At 42.6% G+C, this 2,119-nt stretch carries 2 protein-coding genes; both read right to left on the minus strand.

All coding sequences use genetic code 11. The features are described 5' to 3' along the window. Positions 1-1,295 (minus strand): Wzz/FepE/Etk N-terminal domain-containing protein (locus tag BG32_RS14105; protein WP_259459771.1); only part of this gene is annotated, 1,295 nt, incomplete at its 3' end. Between the two features lie 14 nt (positions 1,296-1,309). Continuing rightward, the gene (locus tag BG32_RS14110) at positions 1,310-1,981 is read right to left on the minus strand and encodes a CpsB/CapC family capsule biosynthesis tyrosine phosphatase (RefSeq protein ID WP_259459772.1); all 672 of its coding nucleotides are present in this window, start codon (positions 1,979-1,981) and stop codon (positions 1,310-1,312) included. Positions 1,982-2,119 lie beyond the last annotated feature (138 nt).

Here is a 2,119-nt window from a genome sequence, read left to right on the forward strand (position 1 = left end):
GCGTTTCCAACTACGGCAGCTTCACTGATCTTCGCTTCTTCGAGCCTTTCTAGAAGTAGTGTATAGAGGCTCTCTTTCACAGCAATCTGTCTTTCAAGATCAAGTAGCTGCTGTTCCTTTGCAGGTAGGCTTCTGAGTTCAGATTGATATTGATCTCTCAGGAGACCCACCGCCTGAATTGAAGCTTGAAGTATTTGGAACCCGGCTTCCGAACTGATGACTCCTGTCATAATCTGCTGATAAGCTGGATTTAAAGTCATACCTTGACCGGAGGTTATGAACTCATTCTGTATCTGTTCCTCGATCAAGCTCTCGGTCTTTGAGATCTCTGTTATCTTCGACCTAACTCTTGGATCGGTTTTCGGATACTGTTCCTCTAGAGAAGCAAGCTCCACCTGCAAAGTTGCGAGACTTTGCCTCAGACTCGTCAGAACTGGGTTAACAGAGAAGCTCTCGGAGGTTTGCACCCACAAAGCCTTTATGCTTTTCGAATCATTGCTGTCGAAATCATCGAGCATACTTTGATAGGTCTCGATTTCCGCTTTCTTCTCTTCAGCGGATATCATAAGTTCGTTGTACTGCTTGTCATAACTACTAAGCATCTGAAAAAGAAGATCGGCATGCTTGTCGAGAACGTAAATTCCGGTCTCCTCTTTGAAATCCTTTATCCTATCTGTAGCCTCATTCAGATCACTTTCTAGTAGAGGAATCTGCGCCTCGATGAATTCTCGTTTTCTTGTCAAATCTCTTTTGGATAACTCTGCGAGCTTTGTATTATAAACATCGGCTAGTGTATTGGCGATATCTCTTGCGAGAATTGGGTCCCTGTTCTGAACCGAGACTCTGACAATTCTTGTATCCTTGACTGGAGAGACCGTTATCATTGAAGAAATCGTGCGTGTTAGTGATGTCACAAGATCTTTCTGTGAATATCCTTCCGCAAGAAGTCGGTTCTTTGTCTCTTCTGAATAGATTCTGTCCACCAAATCAAGCACTTCAATAATCTCTTCAATGTTTGTCCGGCTCTTAATCAGTTCAACTTCAGTGGAGATGTTCGATCCCGAACTACCGGTCAGGGAACTACTGAAGAGATCACTTACTGAAGATTGTGATGTGGGGTCGACCTTTATTGTAACGCTGGCTTCGTAAATAGGAGTAGCGAAAATGAGGTAGATTCCCGTCACAACAACAACTGCGAGCACTATAGAAACGAAAAGGATCATCCGTTTCTTAAACATTCTAAGAATATCTTCAAGAGTCAGTTCTCTGTAATCACTACCCTCGAACTCGCTCACTAAAGCACCTCCATCTAGAGAAAAGAATCGTTCAGAAAAAGTCTGTATCGATCATCATCGAAGTCGATAAGCAGTCTGTTATCGCCTTGTTTGTGCTTATCGCTTCCAGTAATATCCGCAATCCTCCGATCAACAAGAACTCTTGCCTTTGAATCCTTATCAAGGCTGTTCCAGTTAACCTGAAATAGAACTCCCATGTCTCTTAGCCTGTGTATTTCGTCTGTTGGTTCTACCTTCCCAAAGATAAATCCTACCTTTTTGAAAAGATAATGATATCTTTCCAAATGAGCGAGTATGATTCTAAACCCCGTACTTTGAAGCTTTCCTATGACTTCAAAAAGGTAATGTGGTTTCTGCTGAGTCGAGAGCTCTACTAGCAGAAAATTGGACTCACCCATTGTGATCAAATCAGATTCTAACACCTCAGGCCTAAGAAAGATTTCCGAACCAAGCAGAACTTCGACCGAATGATTATTCAGTTCGAATCTGAATTCATGCCATCGCCTCATTATTTCCGCAGGATCTGAAGGACTTATGGGAGAGAACAAATGGGGCGTCAAATAAAGCCTTTGCAGCCCCTTAAGTTTCATTTCTTCCAGGATTGCTAATGATTCCTCGATTTCCTCCACACCATCATCCACTGCGGGAAGCAAATGGCAATGAGAGTCAATATTCAAGTTCCTCAAACCTCACTTAAATATGCCAACTGCTGAATTCACTATGCTTAGCGATGACGCAACAATCGACATAATATCTTTAATATTCACTATTGGGGACTGCGGAACGAAGATTATATTTCCCGGTATCAGCGGGATATTCCCCTT

The sequence above is a fragment of the Mesotoga sp. HF07.pep.5.2.highcov genome (assembly GCF_003666285.1).
GTDB classification, from domain to species: Bacteria; Thermotogota; Thermotogae; order Petrotogales; family Kosmotogaceae; genus Mesotoga; species Mesotoga prima.